We start from the raw sequence: 22,673 nt of genomic DNA, 5'->3' as shown, positions 1-22,673 counted from the left end.
GACGATACGAGCCGGTGCCCATGACGCGGTCAAGCTGCCAATTTCTCGTCGAGGCGACCGGTTTCGACGGCGCTGTCCTTGCGGAACACCGCCAGCAGCGAAACGCCGAAGGGCAGGCTTGCATTTGGTATGATGCGGCCTTCCGCCGAAAACACTGCCTTCATCACTGCATTCAGTGGTTTTGACGGCGTGGCATGGCCGGCTGGCAAGGCCGACTTGCGCAACCTGTCAACCAGTCGTGCCAGCGCCGCTACCGGAAAGAGCGCGGCATTTGTGTAGCTCAGCCGGTCGATCGCGAAACCAGCCTTTTCAATTCGTTGACGCAGCAGATCGCGCGAATAGCGCCGCATATGATGCAGCCCCACATCATGCGTGCTCCACAACCATTGGTGTGCGGGCACCGTAAGGACGACGCTGCCGGCTGGTTTCAGCATTTGGCGGATCGCGGCAAGCGATGCCTCGTCTTCAGCGACATGTTCCAGCACGTCGAACAGGCAGACGAGGTCGCAGCTTTGCGGCGTGACAGGAATGTTGTCCGGCAGATGTCCGGCGAGGAAGTCGCGGCCGGTCTTTTCCCGGGCAATCCTGCGCGCGAGATCGCTCATCTCGACTGCCGTCACGGCGCCGAACTGCTCCAGCATCCGGATGTTGCCACCGGTGCCGGCACCGATCTCGACGATGCGCGCGTTTTCAGGCAGGCCGATGCTGCGAATGACCGCCTCGGCGATGGCGCGACGCCCGCAGAACCACCAATGCTCGTCTTCGGTGGCGGCCATCTGTCGGTAGGCGTCGATCTCCATCAGCTCATTCCCTCATATTTGCGGCGCACGATGTAGATCGGACGCTGCTTGATCTCGGCATAGACCCTGCCGAGGTATTGTCCGATGATGCCGATGCCGAGTAACTGGATGCCGCCAAGGAAAAGAACACTGACCAGCAGCGAGGCGTAGCCGGGCACATCAACGCCAAAGATCATAGTCTTGGCGACGATCAGCACGCCGTAGAGGAACGACAGCGCGGAAATCGTCGCGCCGACATAGGTCCAGATTTCAAGCGGAGCGGTGGAGAAGCTGGTGATGCCTTCGAGCGCGAAGTTCCACAGCTTCCAGCCGGAGAATTTCGACTGGCCGGCGATGCGCTGATCGCGGACATATTCGACACTTGCGGTGCGGAACCCGACCCAGGCGAACAGGCCCTTCATGAAACGACGGCGTTCGGGCAAAGACCGCAGCGCCTGGATGACCTGGCGGTCGATCAAACGGAAGTCGCCGACATCGTGCGGGATCTTCTGCTGCGCGATCCAATTGTGAACGCGGTAGAACATCGAGGCGGAGCGCTGCTTGAGAAAGCTGTCGCTCGCCCGATTGGCTCGCTTGGCCAGAACAACCTCAAAACCCTCGCGCCACTTTTCCACAAGCAGCGGAATGACATGCGGCGGATCCTGCATATCGACATCCATCGGGATCGCTGCATCGGCATCGCAGCTGTCGAGACCCGCGGTCATCGCAGCTTCCTTGCCGAAATTGCGTGAAAGGTCGATTATGTGGATGCGTGGATCGGTTTGTTGGGCTTCGATCAGCTTTTCGAGCGTCGTATCGCTGCTGCCGTCGTTGACGAAGATGAACTCGAGGGCAACGCCTTTGTCCTTCAGTGGAGCAGTGCTTTCGCACACAGCCTTGAGGAATGGAGCAATTGCGCCTTCTTCATTGTGGACAGGTACGATCAGGGCAATCGTTGCGGCGCCGCTGCCCGGATGTGCGATGCGGTCAGCTGCCGGCCGATCAATGTTTAGGAATGGCGCATTCATTTGTTTGCCGAGCCCGCAGATCAGGCCCGACAATAGAAAGACTGGGTTAAGATGACTTTAAGAAATGTCCCGCGATTTCACAGTTTCCTGAGCGCCACTTCCTCGACCAGATGGTTGGCGCCCTTGCGCAGGATGAGATCGGCTCGGGCGCGGGTCGGCAATATATTCTCGCGCAAATTCTTCAGATTGATGTTGGTCCACAGGCCCTCGGCGATGGCGCGGGCCGCATCCTCGGAAAGTTGCGAATAGCGGTGGAAGAAGGAGGCCGGGTCGCGGAAGGCGGTTTCGCGCAGCCGCATGAAGCGGGCGATATACCAGTGATGGATCAGCGCCTCGTCGGCATCGATGTAGATGGCGAAGTCGAAGAAATCCGACAGGAAAGGCACGATCTTGCCGTCCTTCGGCAGCTTGCCCGGCTGCAGGACATTGATGCCTTCGAAGATCAGGATGTCCGGCCGGTCGATGGTCTGGAACTCGCCCGGAATGACGTCATAGGTCAGGTGCGAATAGACCGGCGCGCGGACGTTGCGCTGCGCCGATTTAATGCCGGACAGGAAGCGCAGCAGCGCGCCGACGTCGTAACTGTCGGGAAAGCCCTTGCGCTCCATCAGATTGTTGCGGCGCAGAACTTCGTTCGGCAGCAGGAAACCGTCGGTGGTGACCAGGTCGACCTTGGGACTCGACGGCCAGCGCGCCAGCAGCTCCTTTAGCACGCGCGCCGTGGTCGATTTGCCGACCGCCACGGAACCGGCAATGCCAATGATGAACGGTGTCTTGGCCACACCCAGCGCGTTGAAGAAGGCCTGGCGCTGCCTGAACAGGAGTTGACTGGCTTCGACATGTGCCGACAACAGCCGTGACATCGAAAGGTAGATGCGCTCGACCTCGTGGAGATCGACCGGATCGTTCAGCGACCGCAGACGATGGATCTCGTCTGCGGACAGCGTCATCGGCGTATCGGCGCGGAATCGCGACCATTGCTCGGCCGAGAAGAAACGATAGGGTGAATACTTCTCGGTAGGAGCGAGCTGGTCCATCGAGTTCCTCCGCAGCGATCAGCCCCGGTCCAGCCGAGACGCCTTTTCGGCGATGCCCGAACGCCCGGTGCGGCGTTCAAGCTCGTTGAGCACATCGCTCAGCGGAATGTCCGCTATGCCGAGAACGACAAGCCAATGATAGATGAGATCGGCGCTTTCCGAAACAAGCGCGTCCCGGTCGGCGCTGACGGCTGCGATCACCGTTTCGACTGCCTCTTCGCCGAGTTTCTGCGCTGCCTTGCTCATGCCGCGCTGAGAGAGCTTGGCCGTCCACGAATCCGGATCGCCGGAACGTGCGCGTTCGCCAATAATCTTCTCCAGATCGGAGAGCGAGAACTCGGTCATGACGGCGTTTACAGCCTCTTCTTAGCCGGAAAGGCTCTAGGACCGATTACCCGGCGAGTCCAGCCGCATCGGCAGTCCGGCCTGAGCCATATGCAGCTTGGCCTCGGCGATGCTGTAGGTGCCGAAATGGAAGATCGACGCCGCCAGCACCGCGCCGGCATGGCCGTCGCGAATGCCTTCGACCAGGTGGGCGAGCGTGCCGACGCCACCGGAAGCGATGACCGGCACGCGTACGGCGTCGGCGACCGCGCGGGTAAGCGCTATGTCGTAGCCGGACTTGGTGCCGTCGCGGTCCATCGATGTCAGCAGGATCTCGCCGGCGCCGAGATCGACCACTCGCAGAGCGAACTCGACGGCATCGATGCCGGTCTTCTCGCGGCCGCCATGGGTGAATATCTCCCAGCGGTCGGCCTCGCTCGCAGCGGACACCTTCTTGGCATCGATGGCGACGACGATGCACTGGTTGCCGAACTTGTCGGCTGCCTCGGCAACAAAATCGGGGGTCTTCACCGCCGCTGTGTTGATCGACACCTTGTCGGCGCCGGCCAGAAGCAGCTTCCTGATGTCGGCGACCTGACGGACGCCACCGCCAACGGTCAGCGGCATGAAACACTGTTCTGCGGTGCGGGCGATGACATCGAAAATGGTCTCGCGGTTTTCCGACGAGGCGGTGATGTCGAGAAAGCAGAGCTCGTCGGCGCCGGCAGCGTCATAGGCTTTTGCCGCTTCGACGGGATCGCCGGCATCGACCAGGTCGACGAAATTGACACCCTTGACGACGCGGCCGTTCTTGACGTCGAGACAGGGAATGACGCGGGCTTTCAGCATCAGATCCTCCCGATCTCCGCAAGAAAATCGACAAGCAGCTGGCCGACGACGGGCGGAACCTCAGACTGGGAATCAAAGGCCGGGTCGTAGGCCGAGAGCGTCACGCCGACAATCGGGATGGACCTGGCCAGTCCGCAGGCAAGCTGCCGTAGCTGTTCCGGGCTCGGACCGCCCCGATGCGTGTAGCGGTTCACCTGCAACACATCCGGATCGAGGACATCCAGGTCGAGATGCAGATGCGCCCGCACAGTCCCTGCCGCCGTGAGCTTTCCGACCATATCGAGTGCACCGGCACATTCGCTGCGCACGATCGGCAAGGTTTCCAGCAGGCGCTTTTCGTCGGGATCGAGGTCGCGGGCATCGACCAGCATGCAGCGCGCCGGGTCTATCGGCCGGAACCCCGGAATCGCTGCCGCCATCGGACGCCAGCAGAGCCCGAGCGTCGCCGCCAGCGCCATGCCGTCGAGAAAGCCGTAGGCCGACGTCTCCGGCGTGTTGAGATCGCCGTGCTGATCGATCCAGATTATCGAATCCGCGGCTTCACCGGCAACCGCACCGGCGGCGGTCAGGCAATTTCCAGCAAGGATAATGGGGAAGCGTCCTCCATCGCGGGCGAGGCTAACCTTGGTCGCGACGGCGTTGCAGACGGCAAAGCCGGTTGCGATTTCGCGCCCCTGCTCGTCTCCGACCATGCCGATATCTTCGACGGCGACGTCATGGCCAGCCACGGTCAGGGCTTCGACGAGCCCACCGCCGATGACGGCGTCCGGCCCCTGGCCGCACCCTTCGTGATAGTGCCCGCTGTCGTAGGGAGCGAGGATAATCGAGACTTTCATGATGACGCCCCTGCCATCGGCTTGCCGCGCAGGATCTCCAGTGCCTCGGCCGGGTCAATGCGGCCGTCGTAGAGGGCGCGGCCGGAGATCGCGCCTTCGAGCTTGCGGGCATCGGGCATGGTCATGCGCACGATGTCGGCGATCGAGGCGAGCCCGCCCGAGGCGATGACCGGGATCGACACCGCCTCGGCGAGATCGATGGTGGCGTCCCAGTTGATGCCGGTCAGCACACCGTCGCGGTCGATGTCGGTGTAGATGATGGCGGCGACGCCGGCGCCCTCGAATTTCCTCGCCAGTTCGATGACGCCGAGGCTCGAGGCCTCGGCCCAACCTTCGACCGCGACCTTGCCGCCCTTGGCGTCGATGCCGACGGCAATCTTACCCGGGAATGCCTTGCAGGCCTGCCTGACCAGATCCGGATCGCGCACCGCCACGGTGCCAAGAATGACGCGGGCCAGCCCACGGTCGAGCCAGTCCTCGATCTGTGCCAGAGTGCGGATGCCACCGCCGAGCTGCACCGGATTGCTCGTCGCCTTGAGGATGGCGCCGACCGCCGCGCTGTTGACGCTCTGGCCCTTGAAGGCGCCGTTGAGGTCGACGACGTGCAGCCATTCGAAGCCCTGCTCTTCGAAGGCGCGCGCCTGAGCCGCGGGATCTTCATTGTAGATCGTCGCGGTCGCCATGTCGCCATGCCTGAGGCGCACGCATTTGCCGTCCTTGAGGTCTATCGCCGGAAACAGAACCACCTTCAGGCGCCTTCGACGATGACAAAGTGGCCGGTCGAGCCGGCGAGCCTGTACTTCAAGGCCTCCTGGTACTCAGGCGAGCCGTAGCATTCCATCGCCTTTTCATAGGATTCGAATTCCACCAGCACGTGGCGATTGCCTGTCGGCCCTTCCGGGCTGGTATACCGCCCGGCGCGCACCGGGAACGTCGCGCCGTATTTCGCGAAAGCCGCGGCATTGGCCTCGATGTACTGCTTGTAGATCTCGGGATCGTGGACATCGACCATTGCCATCCAATAGCCCTTCTTGCTCATGATTCAGGGCCTCCAGCCTAGGAAATTGGTGATCAGCGCCAGGCCCAGCGCCTGGCTCTTCTCGGGGTGGAATTGCGTTCCGGCTAGGTTGTCGCGGGCGACAGCGGCCGTTACCGGGCCGCCATAGTCGGCAACCGCCAGCACCTCATCCTCCTTCCGTGCATCGAGATGGTAGGAGTGGACGAAATAGGCGTGCAGTCCCTTGCCGCCCGTCGCAATGCCGGAAAACAGCGGATGCTTGCGCTTCAGGTCAATCGTGTTCCAGCCGATCTGCGGGACCTTCAGTGTCGGATCGGCCGGCGTGATCTCCTTGACGTCGCCGGCGACCCAGCCAAAGCCCTTTGTGACGGTCTTCTCCAGGCCTCGCTCCGACATCAGCTGCATGCCGACGCAGATGCCGAGGAACGGCCGAGCCTTGGCGATCGCCGCCTCCTCCACCGCTTCCCACATGCCGGCGACCGCGCGCAGTCCAGCGGCGCAATCGGCATAGGCGCCGACGCCGGGCAGGACGATGCGGTCGGCGGTCCTGACCCGCTCGGCATCGGCGGTGAGCTCGATCGCGGCGGCAATGCCGGCTTCATGCGCGGCACGCTCGAAGGCCTTGGTGGCGGAGCGCAGATTGCCCGACCCGTAGTCGATGATCGCGACCCGCATCTCAGGGCTTTCTCGGAATATGGTTCAGCCCCAGCGCCAGGCCCATCTGCGCCGGTCGGGCATGTGCTGCGTCGGGGACGATGCGCTGCGCAGGAGCTTGTGCATTCGAATCCGCATCGGCTTCCACCACATAGCGGATGTCGGCGTCGTCGAGCCTGTCGGCTTCGATCACGCCCCATTCATGCCAGCCGCGACGGCGCAGGGCTGCGATCCGCAGGCCCTGCCCTTCCAGTCCGACAAAGAGCATGACAAGCAGGGATAAAAGCGAGCCGGTTGTTTCCAGGTCCAGCCTTTCGCCCAGCATCGACAGCAGGCCCATGGCGACAAACGCCAATGCCGCCTCGACCCACAGCCGGTGCCAGGCCAGCCACAGAGGCGGCAGCAGGAAGCCGAGCCAGGCAAAGCCGTCACGGACAAAGGTGGTGTCCACGCTTTCGCTGCGGCCTGGCGGCTCCATCACGACATAGATGGCCATGACGCTATCCTTTCAGGGATCCCTTGGTGGAGGGAACCGCATCCGGCTGGCGCGGGTCGCGCTCAAGTGCCGAGCGCAGCGAACGCGCCACGGCCTTGAAGCAGGTCTCGGCGATGTGGTGGTTGTTGGCGCCGTAGTGATTGGTGACATGCAGCGTGATGCCGGCATTCTGCGCCAACGCGTGGAAGAATTCGCGCACCAGCTCGGTGTCGAAGGTACCGATCTTCGGCGACGAGAATGAAACATTCCAGACCAGAAAAGGCCGGCCGGAGACATCGATTGCCGCCCGCGTCAGTGTCTCGTCCATGGCGAGGTCGATCGAGGCGTAGCGCATGATGCCGCGCCGCTCGCCCAATGCCTTGGCCAGCGCCTGGCCGAGCGCGATGCCCGTATCCTCGACCGTGTGGTGGTCGTCTATGTGCAGGTCGCCCTTGGCCTTCACGGTCATGTCGATCAGCGAATGGCGCGACAACTGGTCCAGCATATGGTCGAAGAAGCCGACGCCCGTCGAAATGTCGGATTTGCCCGAGCCGTCGACCTGAACCGACACGGAGATGTCGGTTTCCCTGGTCTTGCGGCTTATCTCGGCGGAACGGGGCGCCATAACCTCATCCTTGTCTCAGATTTTGCACGATTCAGGCGTTCACATGCCTGAAAACGAAAGCCTTCTAGCAGCATGATCCGGCGATTGCCAGTTACCGCTGCGGAGCACGATCCGGCCCGGCGGATGGCCGGTTTGCAATCGTCGGGCCTATGCATACATATGGCCGATCAAGTCACTCGTAACGCGCCGATCGCCTCGATGGGATCGGTGCTGATCGGAGCAGAAAATGTCGAATGAACTGACCATGCATGCCACGACCATCCTCACCGTGCGCAAGGGCGGCAAGGTGGTGATCGCCGGCGACGGCCAGGTCAGCCTCGGCCAGACCATCATGAAAGGCAACGCCAAGAAGGTGCGCCGCATCGGCAAAAGCGGCAACGTCATCGCCGGCTTTGCCGGCGCCACTGCCGATGCCTTCACGCTGCTCGAGCGGCTCGAAGCCAAGCTCGAACAATATCCCGACCAGCTGACACGCGCCTGCGTCGAGCTCGCCAAGGACTGGCGCACCGACCGCTATTTGCGGCGGCTGGAAGCGATGATGCTGGTTGCCGACAAGTCGGTGTCGCTGGCGCTGACCGGCACCGGCGACGTGCTGGAGCCCGAATTTGGCGTGATGGCCATCGGCTCGGGCGGCAATTACGCGCTGGCAGCGGCACGCGCGCTGATGGATAGCGACAAGGGTGCCGAGGAGATCGCCCGCAAGGCGATGCAGATCGCGTCAGACATTTGCGTCTACACCAACAACAGCTTCGTCGTCGAAACTCTCGATGCCGCCTGAGCGGAGCCTCCGCTATGGTTTTCGGCCGGTGACCGAGAGGGACCTGCCGATGATCGCCGGCTGGCTTGCCGAGCCGCATGTCGCCGAATGGTGGAACGACCCAGAAACCGAGATTGCGGAGATTCGCGAGCATATCGACAGCATTTCGGTCGAGCCGCTGATTATCGAGCTCGACGGTAAACCCATCGGTTATCTACAGAGCTACGATCCGCATCTGGAGGACGGCCATCCCTATAGCGACCAGCCGTTCGGCACGCTCGGCATCGATCTGTCGATCGGCGTGCCGGAGCTTGTCGGGATCGGCCACGGCGCGGCGATCGTCCGGCAGTTCGTCGAGCAGCTTTTCGAGGAAGGCACGCCGCGCGTCATCATCGACCCGGACCCCGCCAATGCACGGGCTATCCGGGCCTATGAAAAGGCCGGTTTCAGGGCTATCGATCGCAGGAAGTCGGAATATGGCGATGCCGTGCTGATGGCGATTGATGCCCCAGAGGGTGATGCCGGACAGGGTGACGCCGAACAGGGTGACTCAGAAGAGGGGCAATAGCAGCATGAGCGTTTCCAGCGACAAAACCGTCTCGGCCTACGAAGACAGCTGGCGAATGGGGCTTCTGCTGGTTCTCGGCCTGGTCATCTTCCAGGCCGGGGTCCTCTACGGCATGGGGCGGACGCCGATCTGTACCTGCGGCTACGTCAAGCTGTGGCACGGCATCGTGCAGAGCTCCGAGAATTCCCAGCATATTTCCGACTGGTACAGCTTCTCGCACATCATTCACGGTTTTCTGTTCTATGCGCTGGCGTGGTTCCTTTTCCCGCGCTCGCCGATCGGGCTCAGGCTGGCCTTTGCGGTGGCTATAGAGGGCGGCTGGGAGCTGCTCGAGAACAGCCCTTTCATCATCGATCGCTATCGCGCGGGCACGATCTCGCTCGACTATTATGGCGACAGCATCATCAATTCGGTGTCGGACACGCTGGCCATGGTGCTGGGGTTTGTCATGGCGCGAAGGCTTCCTATATGGGTGATCGTGACCCTCGCCCTCATCTTCGAATTCGGTGTCGGCTATCTCATCCGGGACAATCTGACACTCAACGTGATCATGCTGCTGCATCCGTTCGAGTCCATTCGGCAGTGGCAAAGTGGAATTTAGTGACATGAGCACCTTCTCTCCCCGCGAAATCGTTTCGGAACTCGACCGCTTCATCATCGGCCAGAAAGACGCCAAGCGTGCCGTGGCGATTGCCTTGCGCAACCGCTGGCGCCGCCAGCAGCTCGAAGGCCAGATGCGCGAAGAGGTGATGCCGAAAAACATCCTGATGATCGGCCCGACCGGTGTCGGCAAGACCGAGATTTCACGCCGCCTGGCACGCCTTGCCGGTGCGCCTTTCGTCAAGGTCGAAGCCACCAAGTTTACGGAGGTCGGCTATGTCGGCCGCGATGTCGAGCAGATCATCCGCGACCTGGTCGAGATCGCCATCGGGCTGGTGCGCGAGAAGATGCGCGAGGACGTCAAGGCGCGTGCCCACATCAACGCCGAGGAACGGGTGCTCGAAGCGCTTGTCGGCAAGACGGCGAGCCCGGCCACCCGTGACAGTTTCCGCAAGAAGCTGCGCGACGGCGAGCTCGACAACAAGGAGATCGAGATCGAAGTGGCCGATACCGGCAATGGCGGCATGCCCGGCTTCGAGATCCCTGGCATGCCGGGCGCCAATATCGGCGTGCTCAATATCAACGACATGCTGTCGAAGGCGATGGGCGGCAAGAAGACCAAGTTGCGCAAGACGACGGTCAAGGAGTCCTACGGGCTGTTGATCAGCGACGAGTCCGACAAGCTGCTCGATCAGGACGAAGTGGTGCGCAGGGCACTCGAATCGACCGAGAACGACGGCATTGTCTTCCTTGACGAGATCGACAAGATCGCCTCGCGCGAAGGCGGCATCGGTGCCGGCGTTTCGCGTGAAGGTGTGCAGCGCGACCTGCTGCCGCTGGTCGAAGGCACCACGGTTGCGACCAAATACGGACCGGTGAAGACCGACCACATCCTGTTCATCGCCTCGGGCGCGTTCCACGTCGCCAAGCCCTCCGACCTGCTGCCGGAATTGCAGGGCCGCCTGCCGATCCGCGTCGAGCTGCGGGCGCTGGAGAAGGACGATTTCGTCCGCATCCTCACCGAGACCGAAGCCAGCCTGATCAAGCAGTATATCGCGCTGATGAAGACCGAAGGCGTCGACCTGGTGTTCACCGACGACGCGATCGATTCGTTGGCCGGCATCGCCGTGGACCTCAACGCCAGCGTCGAGAACATTGGCGCCAGGCGGCTGCAGACGGTGATGGAACGGGTGCTTGACGATATCTCCTACGACGCGCCGGACCGCAACGGCACCTCGGTGACCATCGATGCCGCCTATGTCGAAAAGCATGTCGGCGACCTCTCCAGGAACACGGATTTGTCGCGTTTCATCCTGTAGGAGACGCTTCATTCTCGAAGAGGCCGGGGAATTGCTCCCGGCCTCCGCCTATTTTGGCCCGGCATTCCCGATGTGTGGCCAAATGGAAGCATCCGGCAAGCTTTCGTCCCGTCGGGTGCAGGCGTCTCTCGACTCCCGGTGGAGCATTACCTAGTTTGCCGGCGATTATTTGGGCGGCGGCGCATGAAAAAACTGATCCTCGTCATTTTGGGGCTGACGCTGGCGGCAGCCATGTTCGCCGCGCAAGCGGCAACGATGGTGCCGCCGGGCAACCGCAACACCGAGCAGCCCGACATACCGGGCGCATCGAGCCGGCGCACCCAGGCGACCAACACCACATTCCAGGCGAAATACCGCAAAGTCTTTGCGCTGCTCCAGAACGATGCCGAACTGCGCGGCAAGATCAAGCAGGCAGCCGCGGCCTATGGGATCGACCCAATGCATATCGTCGGCGCCATCGTCGGCGAGCACACCTACAATGTCGATGCCTATGACCGGTTGCAGACCTATTACGTCAAGGCGATCTCGTATCTGTCGAGCAAGCTCTCCTTTGCCTATGATGGCGAGGACATCACCGATTTCGTGCAACGGCCGCAATTTGCGAAATGCGCAGGGAAGTCCGACAGCTACGATCTGTGGGAGTGCCGCGAACAGGTGTGGAACCGGTCGTTCCGCGGCAAAACTGTCAACGGCGAGAGCTTTCCCAACGACCGCTTCGGTGCCACTTTCTTCCAGCCTTATTATGCCGGCCAGACTTTTGGCCTTGGCCAGCTCAATCCGCTGACGGCACTGCAGATGAGCGACCTCGTGCACAAGGTTTCCGGCCTGCCGGAACTCGACGTCGGCGACCCGAACGCGGTCTACAAGACCATCATGGACCCTGACCTGACACTGCCTTATGTCGCGGCGACGATAAGGAAGTCGATCGACGCCTATAAAAGCATTGCCGGCTTCGACATCTCAGGCAATCCCGGCATCACGTCGACGCTCTACAATGTCGGCAATCCCGAACAGCGCGCCTATGCACTGAAAGCCGAGAACGACAAGCGCCGCGCTGCGGGCGACCCGGAAAAGCTGCCTGAGGAAAATTACTACGGCTGGCTGGTCAACGACAAATTGCCGGAGCTGAAGGCGCTGTTTTAAGGCGAACGCGTTCAGCCAACTATCCACGCGGCGGATCAAGCCGCCAGCAGCGACTTTAACTTGACGGTCTGCGAGACTAGCGCTTCCGGCGCCGGCTTTGCCTGCTTTGCAATCAGCATCTCGGCCAGCCTTATGTCGCGGGCGACCGCGTTGCCGGGGCCGATGCCGCTTGCCGCAACCAGCCTGCCGTCCTCGGCGAGGTGGAACAGGATGAAGGCGCCGTCGCCGAGGTCGCGGCGCGCGATGCTGCGGCCTTCGTCCGACAGGCCGGCGATCTGCAAGGTCAGGCCGTACTGATCCGACCAGAACCACGGCACCGCCGCATGGGACTCGCCGGCGCCAAGCATATTCCTGGCGGCGAGCGCGCCCTGCTCCTGCGCATTGCGCCAGGCTTCGAGCCGCACGCGCCGGCCGCCATAGATGGCGAGCGGAAACGAACAGCAATCGCCGGCGGCAAAGATGTCCGGATCGCTGGTGCGAAGCTCGGCGTCGACGGCGATACCATTGTCGATCGTCAGCCCTGCCTCCGCGGCAAGCCCGGTCACCGGCACGGCGCCGATGCCGATCACGGCAAGATCGGCGACAATGTCGTGTCCACCGGCAAGCACGATGTGCACTTCGGCGCCATTATCGGCAATGGCGGCGATGCCCTCGCCGCACAGGATTTTGACGCCTTCGGCTTCATGCGCCTGATGGATGATCTCGGCAATCTCGGCCGGCACGCCGCGCATCAGAATGCGCGGCTGCGCCTCAATGACGGTAACGGCGGCGCCGAGCCTGCGTGCCGCCGCGGCAAGCTCAAGCCCGATAAAGCCGCCGCCAATGATGGCGATGCGATTTCCGGCGCTGAGATGGGCGCGAATGGCCAGCGCGTCGTTGAAGGTCCGCAGGTAGACGCAGCGCCCGCCAAGGCCCGGCATCGGCAGCTTGCGCGGCACCGAACCGGTCGCCAGCAGGAGCTTGTCGTAGGAAAGGGCCGAACCGTCCGAGAGGCGCACGACATGCGCCGCGCGGTTGATTGCCACGGCCTGAACCGAATGGATATGCCTGACCGATCTTTCGGCCAGGATCGCCTCACTAGCGATCGCCTTGAGCAGGGGCGCGTCGGCGACCATCGCGTCTTTCGACAGCGGCGGCCGCTCATAGGGCAGGTGCGGCTCGTCGCCGACCAGCGTCACCGGGCCATCATAGCCGAGCTCGCGCAACGCAAGGGCGGCGCGCCCGCCGCACTCGCCGGCGCCAATGATGACCATTCCCTTCGCCATCATCAACCGATCCGGACAAGGACTTTGCCGGCGTCGACTTTGACCGGATAGGTTCTTAGATCGACGCAGACCGGCGCACCCCTGGCAGCCCCAGTCTTGTAATTGAAGCGGCCATTGTGCTTCGGGCATTCGATGATATCGTCCATCACCAGCCCGTCCGCCAGATGCACTTTCTCATGCGTGCAAAGTCCGTCGGTGGCGAAATACTCGTCGTCGGGGCTGCGATAAATGGCAAAGGTGCGGCCGCCATGGTCGAAGCGCATCACGTCCTCTTCGTCGATGTCCCCGGCGTCACAGGCCTCGACCCAATCGCTCATTTGCGCCTTCCCCGATTCTTAGTGCCCCGGCGTGGGCTTGTCATTCGGCAGCCACCGTAACGGCAGCGTTATCGTTGTGGAAATCCTCGCGATAAGGCCTCGCCGTCGGCGGCAATTCGCGCTTGATGAAATAATCCTCATTGCGCAGCTGGCGCAGGAAGGCCGGTATCATCTCGCGGTAGCCGGCCAGGATGGAAGGCGTCGGCGCCGGCAGATCGTGCTTGATCAGTTCATGCAGCCTGGGCAGCGCGTGATAGGGCACCATGGGAAACATGTGATGCTCGACGTGGTAGTTCATGTTCCAGTAGATGAAGCGGCTTGTCGGGTTCATATAGACGGTGCGGCTGTTGAGCCGGTGATCGGTGACGTTTTCAGCCAGGCCGCCATGCTGCAGCAGGCCGACCATGACATGGTGCCACGCGCCATAAAGCCTGGGCAGCCCGACCAGCATCAGCGGCAGGAACGAGCCGGTATAAACCGCCACCGCAATGGTCGCGGCATAGATCGCCGTCCAGATGCGGGCAATGCGGATTGCCTTCGGCCGCTCCTGCTCGGGAATGAAGGTTCTTTCGGCCGGGCTGATGATACCGGCTGCATTGCGAAGCATGTCGCTCATCGCATGCCAGGCGTCGAGAATGCCGACGAAGTTGAGCACGACGCGCAGCAGATCGGGCGGCCGCATCACCGATATCTCCGGATCGCGGCCGACGATGATGGTATCGGTATGGTGGCGCGTATGGCTCCAGCGCCAGGTCACCGGATTGCGCATGATCATGAAGCAGGCGACCTGATAGACCGCGTCGTTCATCCACTGCGTCCTGAAAGCGGTGCCGTGGCCGCATTCGTGCCAGCGTGAATCGGTGGAGGAACCGTAGAGGACGCCGTAGACGAAGAAGAACGGCACACACCACCAGCTGCCCCAGAACCAGGCGGCGCCGGCGCCGCTGAGGATCATGGCGCCGAGCCAGATGATGGTATCGCGGATCGCCGGGCCGTCGGAGCGCTGCATCAGCTCCTTCATCTGCTTGCGCGGCACGTCGGTGTGATACCACTCGGCCGCCGCCAGCCCGCTCTCGACGGCAAGCTTCGCGTCGCGGCCGATCAGGCTGTAGTCGCGTCGGGACGCTGCTGCGGAGGTCGTATTCCCGGTTCGCAGTCCAATATCCACCATGGCGGAGGCCTCGATCATATTCGGTCAGCGTTCAAAATAACGCCGAGCCCTGATAGGCTCAATATCACAAAGATAGTTTCTATCATTTTCCATCAGAATGGTGTAAAAGGAGCCGGACAGTAGAGCGAGGCAGCGATGGCGAAACGGCCGACGATCACCGACCTGGCACGCATTTCGGGGGTCAGCGTTGCCACCGTCGACCGGGTGCTGAATAACCGCTTGCCGGTGCGCGAGGAAACCGCGCGCCGCGTCTATGAGGCCGCGACGAGCATCGGCTATCACGCAGCCGGATTGATCAAGCAGCGGATGCGCCATGAATTGCCCGAATACCGGCTCGGGTTCCTGCTGTTGCGGCGGGAGGACGTCTTCTACAGTGAATTTGCCCGCGAGCTTGAATTGGCAGTATCGCAGTCGCCGCGCTTTCGCGGCGTGGCGACCATTGACTTCGCCGCTTCGCTGGCGCCGGACGAGATCGTCGAGCGGATGCGCAAGCTGGCCGCCAAATCCAGGGCCGTCGCCCTGGTCGGGCCGGATCACCCGACGCTGACGGTCGCCGTCGAGGCGCTCAAAGCCAATGGCGTACCGGTGTTCTCCCTGCTTTCCGACTTTGCGTCCGGTATTCGCGAGGGCTATGTCGGCCTGGACAATCGCAAGGTTGGCCGCACCGCTGCCTGGATGATCTCGAAGGCCGCAAAGCGACCTGGCAAGGTCGCCCTGTTCGTCGGCAGCCATCGCTTCCACGGCCATGAGCTTCGCGAGATCGGTTTTCGCTCCTTCTTTCGCGAGCAGGCGCCGGAATTCACTCTCCTCGAGACGTTGGTCAATCTGGAAGCGAACCAGATCACGCATGATGCAATGATCGAGCTTCTGGCCCGCCACCCCGATCTCGCCGGTTGCTATGTCGCCGGTGGCGGCATGGAAGGCGCGATCTCGGCGCTGAGGGAGGCAAAGCCGGCTGAGATGCCGGCGGTCGTCTGCAACGAGATCACGCCCGACTCGCGCGCGGCGCTGGCGGATAATTTCCTGACGATGGTGATCTCGACGCCACTGGCAGCGCTTTGCCGCGAGCTTGTCGGGCTGATGGCGCATGCCATCGAGACCGGCGCTGCGAATGCGCCGGGCCAGACCTTTCTGCCCTTCGACATTTATCTGCCGGAAAACATCTGACGTCGCGGTCATCGGCGGCAGACATGACGGAATCTATCAGGAACGCTTTCAGGCCTGACTTGCCTGAGCGTCGGTCCAAAAGCGCCCAAAATGCCGAAAATCCATTCCTCATGGCGAAATCTCGCTTGACGCCCACGCGAAATGGAATAAATATTTCACCAGCTGAGCATTTTGGTTCTTTCGTTCCGGAAGATCTGTTTCAGGCAAATGCCTCCGGAACTAAAATGGCAATCGGGAGAGAATTCCCTGCGAGATCGGGGATTCCGGGTAGATCGGTGCAGCCGGACACCAATGTGGAGGAGAAATAAAATGAAAAAACTGCTTTTAGGCGTCGCGTTCGCGGCGCTGATGAGTTCGTCGGCGTTTGCTGCCAAGATCGGCGTGTCGATGGCGCTGTTCGACGACAATTTTCTCACCGTGCTGCGCAACGGCATGATCGAGCAGGCCAAGGGCATGGACGGCGTCGAGCTGCAGGTGGAGGATGCGCAGAACGATGTCGCCAAGCAACTCGACCAGATCAAGAACTTCGCCGCCTCGGGCGTCGACGCCATCATCGTCAACCCGGTCGACACCTCGGCCACCCAGGCGATGTCGGACGCAGCCGCCGCTGCCAAGATTCCACTGATCTATGTCAATCGCGAGCCGGTCAACGTCGACACGCTGCCCGACAACCAGGCTTTCGTCGCCTCGAACGAAGCCGATTCCGGTACGCTCGAGACCAAGGAGGTCTGCCGCCTGTTCAAGGAGGCCGGCAAGAAAGAGGCCAACGTCTATGTGATCATGGGCGAGCTGTCGAACCAGGCCGCGGTGCAGCGCACCAAGGACATTGACGACGTGATCGCCACGCCGGAGTGCAGCTTCATCAAGATCATCGACAAGCAGACGTCGAACTGGAAGCGCGAAGAAGCGCAGAACCTGATGACCAACTGGCTGTCGACCGGCAAGCCGTTCGACGGCGTCATCGCCAACAATGACGAAAGCGCCATCGGCGCCATCCAGGCGATGAAGGCCGCCAACATCGACATGAAGTCGGTTGTCGTCGGCGGCGTCGACGCTACCCAGGATGCGCTTGCGGCGATGCAGGCGGGCGACCTCGATGCGACGGTGTTCCAGGACGCGGCGGGCCAGGGTGCCGGCGCGCTTGACGCAGCGCTCAAGCTGGCGAAGGGCGAAAAGGTCGAGCACAAGGTCTACATCCCGTTCCAGCTGGTCACGCCGGCAAATATCGACAAGTTCCTGAAGAAGAACTGAGGCGGACCTGTCCGATACGGAGCGGCGCGCCAAAGCAAGACAGCGCCGCTCCGCTTTTTCCCTCTCGGCCTGAACAGCGCCGAGTGGAGACCGGGGCTGACGGAGGAAGCACGATTGGCACAGACATCTCACGGCGTTGGCGGACTCAGCTATGATGCGAAGCGGCGCGCATGGCCGGCCGAATTCAACGTCTTCCTGGCGCTCGTCATCCTGGTCGGCGCTTTCGAGCTGATCGGCCGGGTTTTCCTGGGCGACAGCTTCCTGTTCAATACCCGCGACAATATCGATGCGATCTTCAACGAAGCGCGCCTGCAGATCATCATCCTGCAGGTGTCGATCGTCGGCATCATTGCCATCGGCGTGACGCAGGTGATCATTACCGGCGGCATCGACCTGTCCTCGGGTTCGATCGTCGGCGCCACGGCGATGATAGCCATGAGCTTCGCCCAGGTGGCGACCGTCAATGGCAACCCGAACCCCAAGGCGATGTTCATCGCCCAGGGCTGGACCGACCTGCCGGTGATCGTGCCGGTGCTGGTCGCGATCGGCTGCGGCCTGCTGGCCGGCCTGGTCAACGGCGCTTTGATCGCCTACACACGCATCCCGCCGTTCATCGCCACCCTCGGCATGATGGTCACCGCGCGCGGCATCGCCAAATGGTGGTCGAAGGGGCAGCCGATCTCGTTTCCGACCGAGAGTTTCGCCGCCATCGGCAAGGGGCTGATGCCGGTTATCATTTTCATATCGCTCGCAGTGCTGTTCCAGCTGATCCTCAGCTACACCAAATATGGCAAGCACTGTTATGCAATCGGCTCCAATGAGGACGCCGCGCGCATGTCCGGCATCAACATCGCCAACCACAAGATCCTCGTCTACGTCATTGCCGGCGTCCTCGCCGCGCTCGCCGCCGTGGTGCTGAGCTCGAAGAATCTCACCGCCCAGGCCGGCATGGGTGTAATGTACGAGCTCGATGCGATCGCCATGGCGGTTATCGGCGGCGTGTCGCTGTCGGGCGGCCGCGGTTCGATTATCGGGACGGTGATCGGCTCGCTGATCTTCGGTGTCATCATCTCCGGCTTCACCTTTCTGCGCCTCGACGCCTATTATCAGGAGATGGTCAAAGGCGTGATCATCGTCGGCGCAGTCGTTCTCGACCAGTGGCGCCAACGCCTGCGGGCAATGAGGGCTTGATCATGTCGGACATCGTCCTGAAGACCGAAAACCTGACCAAGTATTATGGCGGCGTCCATGCGCTGGAGGGTGCCAACTTCGAGCTGCGCAAGGGCGAGCATGTCGCCATCATGGGCGACAACGGCGCCGGCAAATCGACCTTCGTGCGCCAGATCACCGGCGTCGAGCAGCGCACCAGCGGCAGGATGTGGTTCGACGGCAAGGAAGTGAATTTCGCCGGGCCGATCGAAGCCCGCGAGGCGGGCATCGAGACGGTGTTCCAGAACCTGGCGTTGGCCGACGACCTCGACGTGCCGTCGAACCTGTTCCTCGGCCGCGAGAGGGTGCTTTTCAATCTCGGGCCCTTCTCGATCCTCGATCGCAAGTTCATGCGCAAGGCGACCGAGGCAGCCTTGGTCCGGACAGCGGTCAAGATCCCCAATCTTTCCAACACCATCCGCCACATGTCGGGCGGCCAGCGCCAGTGCGTAGCAATTGCCAGAACCGCGACCTTTGCTTCCAAGCTCATCATCATGGATGAGCCGACGGCGGCACTCGGCGTGCAGGAGACGATGCAGGTCGAAAACATCATCCGCACGCTGAAGGAGAATGGCGAACCGCTGATCCTGATCTCTCACAACATGCGCCAGGTGTTCGACCTGGTCGACCGCATCGTCGTTTTCCGGCGCGGCCGCATCGTCGCCAATTTGCGCAAGCAGGACACCGACGGCAACGATATTGTCTCCTACATCACCGGTGCCAAGACCGGGCAGGCAGAACTTGCGGCGTAACGGCCAACGCCGAGCCACAGGCGCTGACACGCCCTCCCTTCCGAACCATCCTCAAAGGAAAATTCTTCATGCCTCTTCGCTTTGCTCTTCTCGGTGCCGGCCGTATCGGCAAGGTCCATGCTCGCGCCGTCGGTTCCAATCCTGAGGCCAGGCTGGTTGCGGTTGCCGACGCCTTCGAGAAGGCGGCGACCGATCTGGCCTCTGCCTATGGCGCCGAAGTGCGTAGCATCGATGCCATCGAGAAGGCCGGGGATATCGACGCAGTCGTCATCTGCACGCCGACCGACACCCATGCCGATCTGATCGAACGCTTCGCCAAAGCGGGTAAAGCGATTTTCTGCGAAAAGCCGATCGACCTCGACGCCGGCAGGGTGAAACAATGCCTGGCCGTCGTCGACAAGGCCGGCGCGACCCTGATGGTCGGCTTCAACCGCCGCTTCGATCCGCATTTTGCCGCCGTGCGCAAGGCTATCGACGACGGTGCCATTGGCACCGTCGAAATGGTGACCATCACCTCGCGCGATCCCGGCCCGCCGCCGCTCGACTATATCGGCCGCTCGGGCGGCATCTTCCGCGACATGACTATTCATGATTTCGACATGGCGCGCTTCCTGCTCGGGGAGGAGCCGGTGGCGGTCAGCGCGCACGCTTCGGTGCTGGTCGACAAGAAGATCGGCGAGGCCGGCGACTTCGACAGCGTCAGCGTCATCCTCGAAACCGCCTCCGGCAAGCAATGCGTCATCTCCAATTCGCGCCGCGCCACCTATGGCTACGACCAGCGCATCGAAGTGCATGGCTCGAAAGGCATGATTGCGGCCGAGAACCAGCGGCCGGTGTCGATCGAACTGGCCAATGAGAAAGGCTATACACGGCCGCCGCTGCACGATTTCTTCATGACCCGTTATCTCGACGCCTATGCCAACGAGATCGCCGCCTTCATCGCGGCAGCGACGTCAGGCAAGAAGGCGTCGCCGAGCGGCAAGGACGGCCTGGTGGCGCTCAGGCTGGCAGATGCGGCGCTGAAATCGGCCAAGGAAGGCAAGACCGTCCGCCTCGACAACACAATCTGACTATCAAGCACAGGAGCAAGGCGATGAACGGTTCAGCCGGTCGCAATTCCGAAACACGCGCCATCGTCACCGGCGGCGCACAAGGCATCGGCTTTGCCGTCGCCGAAGCGCTGGCCGATGAGGGCTGCCGGGCGCTGGCGCTGATCGGCCGCTCGCAGGAAAAGGGCGACAAGGCTGTCGCCGCTCTCAAGCGGGCAGGCGTCGATGCCATCTTCATCAGCGCCGACGTTTCAAAGGTGGCCGACTGCAAGCGTGCGATCGAAACGGCGATTGGCCATTTCGGCACCGTCAATGCGCTGGTCAACGCCGCCGCCACCTCCGCTCGTGGCTCGCTGGTCGAGACCTCCGAGGATCTCTTCGACCAGATCTTCCAGACCAATGTGCGCGGCCCGTTCTTTCTGATGCAGGGCGTGGTGAAGCATCTGCTGGCGCGCAAAACACCGGGCTCGATCGTCAACGTGCTGTCGATGTCGGCGCATTGCGGCCAGTCGTTCCTGGCACCCTATTCGTCGAGCAAGGGCGCGCTGGCGACACTGACCAAGAATGTCGCCAATGCCTATCGCGGCAATCGCATCCGCTGCAACGCGGTGCTGCCCGGCTGGATGGACACCGAGGGCGAGGCAATCGTGCAGAAGAAATGGCATGACGCGCCGGAGGACTGGTTGGAGAAGGCCGAGGCCGCGCAGCCGATGGGCCAATTGGTGAAGCCGGCGCAGCTTGCCCGGTTGATCAGCTATATGATCAGCCCGCAGTCCGGCGTCATGACCGGGTCGCTGGTCGACTACGATCAGAGCATCGCCGGGGCGTCACCGGAATAACGCCGGCAAGTCTAGCGGAACGCCGCCCATCACTTCGTCATCCTCGGGTCTCCGCGACGGAGCTCCGCTCCTGCTTCGCCCTGGGATGAGGAAGTTCGGGGGGCTTCAGCCAATCGCGAATGGGCTGGAGTAGACCTCCTCCTCACCAGGCACGTGACAAACGCAACCGCTTCGACTATATCAGCCGTCATGATCAACCTGACCGCCAAATATTGGTACTTTATGAGCTCGCTGGCGGCGGGAGGATTGCGCTCGATCTGAAGATTGCAGCAACAACATCCGAACAGCCGCCAGACCTGGCGGCTTTTTTGTCTCAGCCGGCAGGTCTCCCCAATCAGGAGCAGAAAGCCGTGTTGACCACCACAGACGATCTTCGGGTCAAAGAAATCAGGGAATTGAGTACGCCGGACGAGGTGATGCGGGAAATACCGCGCACACTGACGGCAACGCGCACCGTTGCCGCGTCACGCAACGCCATCCACGCCGTGCTGACCGGCACCGACGACCGACTGGTGGTCGTCGTCGGCCCTTGTTCGATCCACGATCCGGCCGCTGCCGTAGACTATGCCAGCCGTTTGGCATCGCTGCGTGAAAGCCTGTCGGACCGGCTGGAGATCGTGATGCGCGTGTATTTCGAGAAGCCGCGCACGACAGTCGGGTGGAAGGGCCTGATCAACGATCCCGACCTCGACGGCAGCTTCAATATCGACAAGGGCCTGCGGATGGCCCGCAACGTGCTCGCCGCCGTCAACAATCTCGGCCTGCCGGCGGCGACCGAATTCCTCGACATGGCCACCCCGCAATATATTGCCGACCTCGTCGCCTGGGGAGCGATCGGCGCGCGCACGACCGAGAGCCAGATCCACCGCGAACTGGCGTCAGGCCTGTCCTGCCCGGTCGGCTTCAAGAACGGCACCGACGGCAATTTGCGGATCGCCGCCGAAGCCGTGAAATCCGCCGCCCAGCCGCATCATTTCATGGCGGTGACGAAGGGCGGGCGCAGCGCCATCGCGACGACCACCGGCAACGAGGACTGCCATGTCATCCTGCGCGGCGGCATTGTGCCGAATTATGACGCGGCAAGCATTGCTGCTGCCCGCGCGGAGCTCGGCCGGATCGGCGTGGCGCCGCGGCTGATGATCGATGTCAGCCACGCCAACAGCAGCAAGAAGCCGGAAAACCAGCCAGGGGTGGCGGCCGACGTGGCAGGCCAGGTGGCGGCAGGCGACGAGCGCATCATCGGCGTCATGATCGAGAGCAACCTTGTTGCCGGCCGGCAGGACGTCATGCCCGGCAAGCCGCTCGTCTATGGCCAGAGCATCACCGATGGCTGCATCGACTGGGCAACCACCGAGACGGTGCTTTACGGCCTTGGCGACGCCGTCGAGCGGCGCCGGTCGGCGCGCCGCGCCATGATCGCCGGCCGGCCAGGAGCGGCCTGAGCACTTCTCCTTCTCCCCTTGTGGGAGAAGGTGGATCGGCGCGCAGCGCCGAGCCGGATGAGGGGTGTTGGAAGAAACTCGGCGTAAAAATATTGAGGGATTTTAAGTGCTTATTTCTTCGCTGTAGCGATCCGTCCAACACCCCTCATCCGACCGAGCTTCGCTCGGCCACCTTCTCCCACAAGGGGAGAAGGGAAGA

26 protein-coding genes are annotated in these 22,673 nt (G+C 62.3%); 12 read left to right on the top strand and 14 right to left on the bottom strand.

Features of this window, described 5'->3' with window-relative positions; translation table 11 throughout:
• Nucleotides 1-29: 29 nt before the first annotated feature.
• From NKI19_RS15025 to hisB, 11 genes are all read right to left on the bottom strand, one after another.
• A complete protein-coding gene (locus NKI19_RS15025; RefSeq protein ID WP_352490467.1) occupies nucleotides 30-800 on the bottom strand; it encodes a class I SAM-dependent methyltransferase in 771 nt (256 codons plus the stop codon).
• The gene (locus NKI19_RS15020; protein WP_352490468.1) at nucleotides 800-1,807 is read right to left on the bottom strand and encodes a glycosyltransferase family 2 protein; all 1,008 of its coding nucleotides are present in this window, start codon (nucleotides 1,805-1,807) and stop codon (nucleotides 800-802) included. The genes NKI19_RS15025 and NKI19_RS15020 overlap by 1 nt, the downstream gene beginning before the upstream one ends.
• A gap of 77 nt (nucleotides 1,808-1,884) precedes the next feature.
• Entirely contained in the window at nucleotides 1,885-2,844 is a 960-nt protein-coding gene (coaA, locus tag NKI19_RS15015; protein WP_352490470.1) for a type I pantothenate kinase, read from the bottom strand.
• Nucleotides 2,845-2,862: 18 nt separating this feature from the next.
• Nucleotides 2,863-3,189 carry a phosphoribosyl-ATP diphosphatase gene (locus tag NKI19_RS15010; RefSeq protein WP_352490471.1) on the bottom strand — a complete coding sequence of 109 codons (327 nt, stop codon included), beginning with the start codon at nucleotides 3,187-3,189 and terminating at the stop codon, nucleotides 2,863-2,865.
• Between the two features lie 36 nt (nucleotides 3,190-3,225).
• Nucleotides 3,226-4,020 (bottom strand): imidazole glycerol phosphate synthase subunit HisF, encoded by a 795-nt coding sequence (gene hisF, locus NKI19_RS15005; RefSeq protein ID WP_352490566.1) that lies wholly within the window; start codon nucleotides 4,018-4,020, stop codon nucleotides 3,226-3,228.
• Entirely contained in the window at nucleotides 4,017-4,853 is an 837-nt protein-coding gene (locus NKI19_RS15000) for an arginase family protein (RefSeq protein WP_352490472.1), read from the bottom strand. The genes hisF and NKI19_RS15000 overlap by 4 nt, the downstream gene beginning before the upstream one ends.
• Nucleotides 4,850-5,599, bottom strand: a complete 750-nt coding sequence (gene hisA, locus NKI19_RS14995; protein WP_352565661.1) for a 1-(5-phosphoribosyl)-5-[(5-phosphoribosylamino)methylideneamino]imidazole-4-carboxamide isomerase — start codon at nucleotides 5,597-5,599, stop codon at nucleotides 4,850-4,852. The genes NKI19_RS15000 and hisA overlap by 4 nt, the downstream gene beginning before the upstream one ends.
• 2 nt (nucleotides 5,600-5,601) lie before the next feature.
• Complete coding sequence (locus tag NKI19_RS14990; protein WP_352464684.1) at nucleotides 5,602-5,892, bottom strand: DUF1330 domain-containing protein; 291 nt, start codon at nucleotides 5,890-5,892, stop codon at nucleotides 5,602-5,604.
• Nucleotides 5,893-5,895: 3 nt separating this feature from the next.
• A complete protein-coding gene (gene hisH / locus NKI19_RS14985; protein ID WP_352490474.1) occupies nucleotides 5,896-6,546 on the bottom strand; it encodes an imidazole glycerol phosphate synthase subunit HisH in 651 nt (216 codons plus the stop codon).
• Nucleotide 6,547: 1 nt separating this feature from the next.
• Entirely contained in the window at nucleotides 6,548-7,021 is a 474-nt protein-coding gene (locus NKI19_RS14980) for a DUF2628 domain-containing protein (RefSeq protein ID WP_352565659.1), read from the bottom strand.
• 4 nt (nucleotides 7,022-7,025) lie between these two features.
• Nucleotides 7,026-7,625 carry an imidazoleglycerol-phosphate dehydratase HisB gene (gene hisB / locus NKI19_RS14975; RefSeq protein WP_352490477.1) on the bottom strand — a complete coding sequence of 200 codons (600 nt, stop codon included), beginning with the start codon at nucleotides 7,623-7,625 and terminating at the stop codon, nucleotides 7,026-7,028.
• 226 nt (nucleotides 7,626-7,851) lie between these two features.
• Between hisB and hslV the strand changes: the two genes are divergently transcribed.
• The 5 genes from hslV to NKI19_RS14950 all read left to right on the top strand — a co-directional run bounded on the left by hslV (nucleotide 7,852) and on the right by NKI19_RS14950 (nucleotide 12,012).
• Entirely contained in the window at nucleotides 7,852-8,403 is a 552-nt protein-coding gene (hslV, locus tag NKI19_RS14970) for an ATP-dependent protease subunit HslV (protein WP_352490478.1), read from the top strand.
• Nucleotides 8,393-8,950: a GNAT family N-acetyltransferase gene (locus tag NKI19_RS14965; protein WP_352490479.1), complete on the top strand. Its 558-nt coding sequence runs from the start codon at nucleotides 8,393-8,395 to the stop codon at nucleotides 8,948-8,950. Before hslV ends, NKI19_RS14965 begins: the two co-directional genes overlap by 11 nt.
• Nucleotides 8,951-8,954: 4 nt before the next feature.
• The gene (locus tag NKI19_RS14960) at nucleotides 8,955-9,551 is read left to right on the top strand and encodes a DUF2585 domain-containing protein (protein ID WP_352490480.1); all 597 of its coding nucleotides are present in this window, start codon (nucleotides 8,955-8,957) and stop codon (nucleotides 9,549-9,551) included.
• A 4-nt stretch (nucleotides 9,552-9,555) separates the two neighbouring features.
• Nucleotides 9,556-10,869, top strand: a complete 1,314-nt coding sequence (gene hslU / locus NKI19_RS14955) for an ATP-dependent protease ATPase subunit HslU (protein WP_352490482.1) — start codon at nucleotides 9,556-9,558, stop codon at nucleotides 10,867-10,869.
• 183 nt (nucleotides 10,870-11,052) lie between these two features.
• Entirely contained in the window at nucleotides 11,053-12,012 is a 960-nt protein-coding gene (locus tag NKI19_RS14950; protein ID WP_352490483.1) for a DUF1402 family protein, read from the top strand.
• Nucleotides 12,013-12,047: 35 nt separating this feature from the next.
• On the opposite strand, the gene NKI19_RS14945 is transcribed toward NKI19_RS14950, so the two are convergent.
• From NKI19_RS14945 to NKI19_RS14935, 3 genes are read right to left on the bottom strand one after another with little or no spacing between them, the layout of a single operon-like run.
• Nucleotides 12,048-13,277, bottom strand: coding sequence for an NAD(P)/FAD-dependent oxidoreductase (locus NKI19_RS14945; RefSeq protein WP_352490567.1), 1,230 nt, complete (start codon nucleotides 13,275-13,277; stop codon nucleotides 12,048-12,050).
• A 2-nt stretch (nucleotides 13,278-13,279) separates the two neighbouring features.
• Nucleotides 13,280-13,594, bottom strand: a complete 315-nt coding sequence (locus tag NKI19_RS14940) for a MocE family 2Fe-2S type ferredoxin (RefSeq protein WP_352565657.1) — start codon at nucleotides 13,592-13,594, stop codon at nucleotides 13,280-13,282.
• 40 nt (nucleotides 13,595-13,634) lie between these two features.
• Entirely contained in the window at nucleotides 13,635-14,765 is a 1,131-nt protein-coding gene (locus tag NKI19_RS14935; protein WP_352490568.1) for a fatty acid desaturase family protein, read from the bottom strand.
• 135 nt (nucleotides 14,766-14,900) lie between these two features.
• On the opposite strand from NKI19_RS14935, the gene NKI19_RS14930 reads away from it, so the two are divergent.
• The 7 genes from NKI19_RS14930 to NKI19_RS14900 all read left to right on the top strand — a co-directional run bounded on the left by NKI19_RS14930 (nucleotide 14,901) and on the right by NKI19_RS14900 (nucleotide 22,474).
• The gene (locus NKI19_RS14930) at nucleotides 14,901-15,932 is read left to right on the top strand and encodes a LacI family DNA-binding transcriptional regulator (protein ID WP_023677522.1); all 1,032 of its coding nucleotides are present in this window, start codon (nucleotides 14,901-14,903) and stop codon (nucleotides 15,930-15,932) included.
• A 309-nt stretch (nucleotides 15,933-16,241) separates the two neighbouring features.
• On the top strand, nucleotides 16,242-17,183 hold the full coding sequence (locus tag NKI19_RS14925; protein WP_352565655.1) for a sugar ABC transporter substrate-binding protein: 942 nt from the start codon (nucleotides 16,242-16,244) through the stop codon (nucleotides 17,181-17,183).
• Nucleotides 17,184-17,297: 114 nt separating this feature from the next.
• The gene (locus NKI19_RS14920; RefSeq protein WP_292655972.1) at nucleotides 17,298-18,374 is read left to right on the top strand and encodes an ABC transporter permease; all 1,077 of its coding nucleotides are present in this window, start codon (nucleotides 17,298-17,300) and stop codon (nucleotides 18,372-18,374) included.
• Nucleotides 18,375-18,376: 2 nt separating this feature from the next.
• Entirely contained in the window at nucleotides 18,377-19,144 is a 768-nt protein-coding gene (locus tag NKI19_RS14915; RefSeq protein ID WP_254815918.1) for an ATP-binding cassette domain-containing protein, read from the top strand.
• A gap of 68 nt (nucleotides 19,145-19,212) precedes the next feature.
• Nucleotides 19,213-20,214 carry an inositol 2-dehydrogenase gene (iolG, locus tag NKI19_RS14910; protein WP_352490486.1) on the top strand — a complete coding sequence of 334 codons (1,002 nt, stop codon included), beginning with the start codon at nucleotides 19,213-19,215 and terminating at the stop codon, nucleotides 20,212-20,214.
• A gap of 23 nt (nucleotides 20,215-20,237) precedes the next feature.
• Entirely contained in the window at nucleotides 20,238-21,032 is a 795-nt protein-coding gene (locus NKI19_RS14905; RefSeq protein ID WP_352490487.1) for an SDR family oxidoreductase, read from the top strand.
• Between the two features lie 350 nt (nucleotides 21,033-21,382).
• A complete protein-coding gene (locus NKI19_RS14900; protein WP_352490488.1) occupies nucleotides 21,383-22,474 on the top strand; it encodes a 3-deoxy-7-phosphoheptulonate synthase in 1,092 nt (363 codons plus the stop codon).
• The last annotated feature ends 199 nt before the right edge of the window (nucleotides 22,475-22,673 follow it).

Source organism: Mesorhizobium sp. M0751, assembly GCF_040320265.1.
In the GTDB taxonomy this organism is placed as follows: Bacteria; Pseudomonadota; Alphaproteobacteria; order Rhizobiales; family Rhizobiaceae; genus Mesorhizobium.
This window is presented reverse-complemented; position numbering and strand designations above follow the sequence as displayed.

What these genes read in the sequence shown, in the direction of transcription:
- NKI19_RS14935 (WP_352490568.1), bottom strand. Translation starts at nt 14,765, where the DNA reads ATGGTGGATATTGGACTGCGAACCGGGAATACGACCTCCGCAGCAGCG.
- NKI19_RS14965 (WP_352490479.1), top strand. Translation starts at nt 8,393, where the DNA reads ATGCCGCCTGAGCGGAGCCTCCGCTATGGTTTTCGGCCGGTGACCGAG.
- NKI19_RS14925 (WP_352565655.1), top strand. Translation starts at nt 16,242, where the DNA reads ATGAAAAAACTGCTTTTAGGCGTCGCGTTCGCGGCGCTGATGAGTTCG.
- NKI19_RS14945 (WP_352490567.1), bottom strand. Translation starts at nt 13,277, where the DNA reads ATGGCGAAGGGAATGGTCATCATTGGCGCCGGCGAGTGCGGCGGGCGC.
- hisB (WP_352490477.1), bottom strand. Translation starts at nt 7,625, where the DNA reads ATGGCGCCCCGTTCCGCCGAGATAAGCCGCAAGACCAGGGAAACCGAC.
- NKI19_RS14960 (WP_352490480.1), top strand. Translation starts at nt 8,955, where the DNA reads ATGAGCGTTTCCAGCGACAAAACCGTCTCGGCCTACGAAGACAGCTGG.
- NKI19_RS14980 (WP_352565659.1), bottom strand. Translation starts at nt 7,021, where the DNA reads ATGGCCATCTATGTCGTGATGGAGCCGCCAGGCCGCAGCGAAAGCGTG.
- hslU (WP_352490482.1), top strand. Translation starts at nt 9,556, where the DNA reads ATGAGCACCTTCTCTCCCCGCGAAATCGTTTCGGAACTCGACCGCTTC.
- iolG (WP_352490486.1), top strand. Translation starts at nt 19,213, where the DNA reads ATGCCTCTTCGCTTTGCTCTTCTCGGTGCCGGCCGTATCGGCAAGGTC.
- hslV (WP_352490478.1), top strand. Translation starts at nt 7,852, where the DNA reads ATGTCGAATGAACTGACCATGCATGCCACGACCATCCTCACCGTGCGC.
- NKI19_RS14915 (WP_254815918.1), top strand. Translation starts at nt 18,377, where the DNA reads ATGTCGGACATCGTCCTGAAGACCGAAAACCTGACCAAGTATTATGGC.
- NKI19_RS14930 (WP_023677522.1), top strand. Translation starts at nt 14,901, where the DNA reads ATGGCGAAACGGCCGACGATCACCGACCTGGCACGCATTTCGGGGGTC.
- NKI19_RS15025 (WP_352490467.1), bottom strand. Translation starts at nt 800, where the DNA reads ATGGAGATCGACGCCTACCGACAGATGGCCGCCACCGAAGACGAGCAT.
- NKI19_RS15020 (WP_352490468.1), bottom strand. Translation starts at nt 1,807, where the DNA reads ATGAATGCGCCATTCCTAAACATTGATCGGCCGGCAGCTGACCGCATC.
- coaA (WP_352490470.1), bottom strand. Translation starts at nt 2,844, where the DNA reads ATGGACCAGCTCGCTCCTACCGAGAAGTATTCACCCTATCGTTTCTTC.
- NKI19_RS15000 (WP_352490472.1), bottom strand. Translation starts at nt 4,853, where the DNA reads ATGAAAGTCTCGATTATCCTCGCTCCCTACGACAGCGGGCACTATCAC.
- NKI19_RS14905 (WP_352490487.1), top strand. Translation starts at nt 20,238, where the DNA reads ATGAACGGTTCAGCCGGTCGCAATTCCGAAACACGCGCCATCGTCACC.
- NKI19_RS14950 (WP_352490483.1), top strand. Translation starts at nt 11,053, where the DNA reads ATGAAAAAACTGATCCTCGTCATTTTGGGGCTGACGCTGGCGGCAGCC.
- NKI19_RS14990 (WP_352464684.1), bottom strand. Translation starts at nt 5,892, where the DNA reads ATGAGCAAGAAGGGCTATTGGATGGCAATGGTCGATGTCCACGATCCC.
- NKI19_RS15010 (WP_352490471.1), bottom strand. Translation starts at nt 3,189, where the DNA reads ATGACCGAGTTCTCGCTCTCCGATCTGGAGAAGATTATTGGCGAACGC.
- hisH (WP_352490474.1), bottom strand. Translation starts at nt 6,546, where the DNA reads ATGCGGGTCGCGATCATCGACTACGGGTCGGGCAATCTGCGCTCCGCC.
- NKI19_RS14940 (WP_352565657.1), bottom strand. Translation starts at nt 13,594, where the DNA reads ATGAGCGATTGGGTCGAGGCCTGTGACGCCGGGGACATCGACGAAGAG.